This is a genomic window from Microcystis sp. M53598_WE2, assembly GCF_030067735.1.
Taxonomy (GTDB): Bacteria; Cyanobacteriota; Cyanobacteriia; order Cyanobacteriales; family Microcystaceae; genus Microcystis; species Microcystis aeruginosa.
The window spans coordinates 1-5243 of record NZ_JASJFE010000594.1 but is presented as its reverse complement, the minus strand read 5'-3'; the positions used below and the strand labels follow the sequence as shown (position 1 = coordinate 5243).

General features: G+C 49.9%; 4 protein-coding genes and 1 pseudogene. All 5 read right to left on the bottom strand.

The annotated features are described in order from the left end of the window. The coding region (locus PX636_RS12020; RefSeq protein WP_502882879.1) for a WD40 repeat domain-containing protein at nt 1–2176 on the bottom strand (2176 nt) is incomplete at its 3' end. 57 nt (nt 2177–2233) lie between these two features. Continuing rightward, nucleotides 2234–3058: pseudogene (locus tag PX636_RS22695) on the bottom strand (AAA-like domain-containing protein); the annotation flags it as partial. 68 nt (nt 3059–3126) lie between these two features. Next, nucleotides 3127–3462, bottom strand: a complete 336-nt coding sequence (locus PX636_RS12015) for a XisI protein (RefSeq protein WP_288057637.1) — start codon at nt 3460–3462, stop codon at nt 3127–3129. Further along, nucleotides 3450–3581 carry an element excision factor XisH family protein gene (locus PX636_RS12010; RefSeq protein WP_002761389.1) on the bottom strand — a complete coding sequence of 44 codons (132 nt, stop codon included), beginning with the start codon at nt 3579–3581 and terminating at the stop codon, nt 3450–3452. Before PX636_RS12010 ends, PX636_RS12015 begins: the two co-directional genes overlap by 13 nt. Nucleotides 3582–3608: 27 nt before the next feature. Then, nucleotides 3609–5243 (bottom strand): AAA-like domain-containing protein (locus tag PX636_RS12005; RefSeq protein WP_288117346.1); only part of this gene is annotated, 1635 nt, incomplete at its 5' end.

Here is a 5243-nt window from a genome sequence, read left to right as displayed (position 1 = left end):
CTGTGTTGTCCCAGGAGGCGGTGACGATGCGCTTGCCGTCCGGGCTAAAGGCGGCTGTCCTGACAGTGCTTTGATGGCCGTTGAGGGAGGCGATTTCTCTTCCCGTCTCGGCATCCCACACCCTCCCTGTCTTGTCTTCTGAGACGGTGACGATGCGCTTGCCGTCCGGGCTAAAGGCGGCTGTTATGACAGCTTTTTGATGGCCGTTGAGGGAGGCGATTTCTCTTCCCGTCTCGGCATCCCACACCCTCCCTGTCGTGTCATCGGAGGCGGTGACGATGCGCTTGCCGTCTGGGCTAAAGGCGGCTGTCCAGACATAGTTTTGATGGCCGTTGAGGGAGGCGATTTCTCTTCCCGTCTCGGCATCCCACACCCTCCCTGTGTTGTCCCAGGAGGCGGTGACGATGCGCTTGCCGTCCGGGCTAAAGGCGGCTGTCCCGACATAGTTTTGATGGCCGTTGAGGGAGGCGATTTCTCTTCCCGTCTCGGCATCCCACACCCTCCCTGTGTTGTCCCAGGAGGCGGTGACGATACGCTTGCCGTCCGGGCTAAAGGCGGCTGTCCAGACAGTGCTTTGATGGCCGTTGAGGGAGGCGATTTCTCTTCCCGTCTCGGCATCCCACACCCTCCCTGTCGTGTCATCGGAGGCGGTGACGATACGCTTGCCGTCTGGGCTAAAGGCGGCTGTCCTGACAGTGCTTTGATGGCCGTTGAGGGAGGCGATTTCTCTTCCCGTCTCGGCATCCCACACCCTCGCTGTGTTGTCTTCTGAGGCGGTGACGATGCGCTTGCCGTCCGGGCTAAAGGCGGCTGTTATGACAGTGTTTTGATGAGCCAAGAGGGTTTGGTGCTGCCAAGGTTGCCCTGCACGATTTTCTACGGTATCTAGCATCGTTTGCAGCGCGTAAAGGGGATTTGCCGCAAACCCCGCCCGTCCCTTTTTCTGTGCCAATGCCTTCGCCGCTTCTCCAACTTGGATCGCCTCTACCAATGCTGGGATCTGTCCAAATTGAAAGTTATTTAAGGCAACCTCACCCGACCGCTCTAACCGATTGACCGCAAGGATCGTATCCCGTGTTTCCTGCGCCTGTTGCAACGCTATCTCTGCCTGTCGCGCCGCCCTTTCTGCCTTTTGCTGCTGGGCTGCGGCAAGTCGGAACTGCTGCTCTGCTGCCACCTTATCCCGTTCTGTGGCTGCCCTATCTCGGTTGACTTGAGCCAACTGCGCCGAGGCTACCAGTACCCGTTCCTGTGCTTGTAGGTATTGCTGCTGGGCCGATCGCGCTTGGTTTTGTGCCTGCTGGAACTTGCGATCGGCATCCTTTAGCTTTCCTCGCGCTACTGAGAGATTTTTCTGGGCTAATTTTTCCTTTCCCCTCGTCTGGCGCAAATTGCTATCTAAAATAATTTTGTCTTGCTGTAACTTCCTTTGGTCTGCTAATAATCTCAGTTTGTCGCCGTTCAGTTTTGTGATATTGGTTTGGGCAACCCTGAAATTAGTCGTTGCCTTTATCGAAATAGGAACGGCAATAGCAGCAATGACAATAGCTCCCAATGCCCCCAACAAACTAAGCTTATTCCGTCGATTGGCTTTTTTGATGATTCTATCGGATTCCTCCCTTGTTTCTAATAATGCTTGGTTCGCTGTTTCTAATTCTGTTTCCGCCTGTTCCCTCGCCGCCGTCAAAATCTGATTCGCTTCCGTTTCCGCCGCCAATCGCCTTTCCATATCCCGTTTTTCGACATCCTGGCTATCATCTAAAAAGCGTTCATCTTCTTTACTCAAACGCTTTCCTTTTGCCCAAGTCTCCGCATCTCTTAACGCCTGTCCCCGCAACAAAAACGACTCTTTCTGCTCCTCTTGTGCCTCCTGCCAAGCCTTAAACGCCTCCCCATAAAACCCCGGACGCAAATCCGCCAAAGCGCGAGCCACCCACTGCCCATTAAACACCTGCGCGTAGATGGGGTTATAGACTTTCAACCTGCCCTCTCGCTTCACCACCAAACCCGTCAGCCGCAGTTGTATTTGCTCATAGCTCTCATCGGCAATGATCCCCCCTTCCTTTCTGGATGAGAGAGGGGGGGGTTCAGCATCCAAAACTTGCTGATAAATCCCTAGCAGTCGCCCCCGCAGCCGTTCGTCACTGCGTAAAATCCTGTCTCGAATCGTTTTCAAATGCGGCGGCACGTCCTGCGCCTCCCAATTATCGATAAGCTGGCTCGTCACCACCTGCGCCACCAAATCTGGGGGCGATAGGCGCAAATCTGCCTCCTGCACTACCAAATTCAAGACCCGCTGCGTCAAAAACGGCTGTCCCCCCGTCCAATACAACACCGCTTGCAGCACCGCCTGCGGATCGTCCACCTTGCCCACCAAACCCTGCATCAAAGGTTGAGCTTCCTGGAGTTGAAAGCCACTCATCTCCACCGCCCGACCGATATTAAACGCCGAACTACGCTTACTGACAATCAGATCGGAAGGTGTTGCCACCCCTAAAAACGCAAAAGTCAGCCGCCGATAACGCAGATCTTCCGCCCGCCGCTCAAAGAAAGAGCGAATCAGAATGAAAAAACCATCGGTATCAAACTTGAGACTGAGCAGGTTATCAATTTCTTCGACAAAAATGACGACATCTTGCGAGAGTTCTGCCAGCAATACGCGATCGATAAAATAAGTAAAGCGTTCGACCGCCGAAATCGACTGAGCCGCCAGATCCTTCCACCAACTCGAAAAATCGATTTTCTCTTGTAAATGCAAATCATCGATCAAGCGTTTTATGGTTCCGGCATACCACTGATCCTCGCTCAAACTGGTTCCCCGGGTTTGCGGGTCAATGACCGCACAAGCCACCCCCTCTGCCGCTAACTTCTGCATCACCCGCACCCGCAAACTAGACTTGCCCATCTGCCGCGAGTTAAAGACAAAACAATATTCTCCTGATTTCAGGCGATCGTACAATTCGCGATCGGCCTGTCGCTCTACATACCCACGATATTCGGCAGGTAAGCTCCCGCCTACTTGATAGCTAAAAGGAGTCGAGGAAGTTGGGTTTGTCATCTGATACCAAATTGCTAAAAATATGTCCCAGAAAACGGATTTCTTTAAGAAACCCGTTTTCTAAGAGGTTAGGCGATCGCGTAGCCCGTGTAACCGCGTACATCCGCCGGATGAAAAGCGAGGACAATATCCTGCTGGGGAACACTCGCTGCCACTAGCTCATGGGTTACTCCGTCTTCGGTTTCATCTCGTTGTACCCAGATTTTCTCGTTGATAATATCCAAATGAATTAAACAGCCATGCACGCGAGTTTTGCGATCCCATCCGAGCGTCATCAAAAGATAGCTATCTCGAACTTCATCAAAAATCGGCTTACAAATCAATTCGCCGTGAGAATAAGGGATTTCAGTATAAGGAATCAAAACCGATTTAATAATATGACGATACTGATCTAATTTTTCCATTGCGAAATGACCTCCTTTTCAGCATCAAAAACAATAAACTTGAGATTTTCATCTTCGATTAAAATTTGTCCGATTGGCTCTTCAAAAAATGAATTATAAATCACATCTCTAATCGCCAAATCTAGTTTACAATAAAGTGTTTTTATTTAATTTCCTCCCAAGCGATCGCAAAAATACTGACGATAAAGATCGCAGCGAGGTTTCACATTATTATCAACCCGCACCACTAATCCCATACTGTCCAGTTTAAACGACTCCTCAGACCGCAAACGTACCGGCGCTTCAGAAGTAATAACCAATTTCATGGCTGCCCCCAGTTCAGGATAATCTTCCAAAGTCTTCAAATGTCCCCGCAGATAATCGCTGTAAATTCCCGCTTCTGTGGGAGCCGTCCGCAAAAATTCCGCCAAAGAAAGATCCCCCGCTGCAATGTGATAGAGTGCCGAGCGCACCATGTAGGGATGCCCTCCAATTAACCCCATAAATTGTTCGAGTTCCCCCTCTGTCCAAGTTAATCCGTGCCGTGCTACCAACTCCTGTACCTGTTCAGGCGTAAACTCTCCCAATTCGATGGGCAACCCCACATTAAAAGGCGATTGATTGATATCCCGTTGGGCATAGGACTCTTGAGAATGGACGATGATCAGCCGCAATTTCTGCCACAGTTTTTTAATCTTGGAACTTTCATGCCAGCCGCGCAATAATCCGCATAAATCCGTCTCGATATCTGCGTATTTAAAGATGCGATCAAAGTTATCGATCGCCAACACCAACGGGCGATCGTCCCCCTCTAATAAATACTTCTCAAAATAATCCGTACTGTTATCGTTCGCTCCAAAAATATCATCCCAATACTCTTCAATCTTGACCCTTACTCCTAGTGGTTTACCCACCGACGCACAAAACCACTGCATGAACTTGTCGAGATCGTCAAAGAACTTTTGATTGGTCTGTTCCAGATCGATCGTTACCGCACGATAGCCTAGTTGAGATGCTTGGGCAAGTACCTTCGCCATCAGGGACGATTTGCCCATATTGTGGGGCGATTTAATCCGAATCAGGGAGCCAGGCTTTTGAATTTCCTCATAGCACCGTTCTTCGTAAGGGGAAGTAATATAAAAGCGAGAGTCAATGCTAACTTGTCCTTCTGGAGATTCCAAGCTAATTTCCTGTTGTATCTTGTCTGGAGTAACTGTTGGCTTGAGGGGTTCCGATTGCGTTGGCATCTCAGTGGCTTTTGCGGATTGTTGAGGCTCTGGCAAGACAGTAGGCTGTTTATCAGTTAACACTGTCGCCATTTCCATTGCCGCGTGGCGAATCCCCTTAGCAATATTTAAAAACGCCTCACCCCGATTACTCCAAGTCGTCACAGGCTTGGCATTTTTTGGCAAAGCTTGCAACTTACCAAAAGGCGCACCACTCCAATCCACCGGCTTCAAAATAATCGGAATCACCCGCGCCTCCCCCGCATCATGCCGTGCAATCGCCCGTTCCATTTCAAGATCATAACAGTAGTCAGAAGCGATAAAGTTTTCACTAATCAACAACAGAATAATCTCGGCTGAATTGAGATTTTCATCAATGGCTTGTTTCCACTCTGTTCCAGCACTAATTTTGCGATCGTGCCATGATTTAATCACTCCCTGTCTTTGTAATGACGCGAGGTGAAGTCCCAAAGTTTCCCGCAGTTTCTCATCCCGGTGAGAGTAAGAAATAAATACATCGAGCGGTGTGGATGATATGTCTGGATTAGGTAAAATCATGGCTCTCAGTTTTACGAT